The sequence below is a fragment of the Litoribacterium kuwaitense genome, from assembly GCF_011058155.1.
Taxonomy (GTDB): domain Bacteria; phylum Bacillota; class Bacilli; order Bacillales; family DSM-28697; genus Litoribacterium; species Litoribacterium kuwaitense.
Genome location: NZ_JAALFC010000164.1, coordinates 1 through 307, shown reverse-complemented (window position 1 = coordinate 307; position 307 = coordinate 1). Strand labels below are relative to the sequence as shown.

The window sequence follows — 307 nt, the reverse complement described above, 5'->3', positions numbered from 1 at the left end:
TTCGTCCCGTCCTTCTTCGGCTCCTGGTACCAAGGCATCCACCGTGCGCCCTTTCTACCTTCACTTCTTTCGTGACGCTTTCTTTACTGATGCTTTTTTTGTCGGTTATCTAGTTTTCAAGGATCCTCTTGTTTGAGAGTTACCCTCTCAAAACTGACAAAAGCCATGACGTATGAGGGCGTGCGCCCCCCCGCTTTGATGTTCGTCGTCCGCCTTCATCCGGCAACGGATGAAACCGTACGCGACATTTCCTTAGAAAGGAGGTGATCCAGCCGCACCTTCCGATACGGCTACCTTGTTACGACTT

The 307-nt window shown here is 51.1% G+C and carries 1 rRNA gene; it reads right to left on the bottom strand.

Annotated elements, in window-relative coordinates:
• Positions 1-256 precede the first annotated feature (256 nt).
• Positions 257-307, bottom strand: a 16S ribosomal RNA gene (locus G4V62_RS19625); the annotation flags it as partial.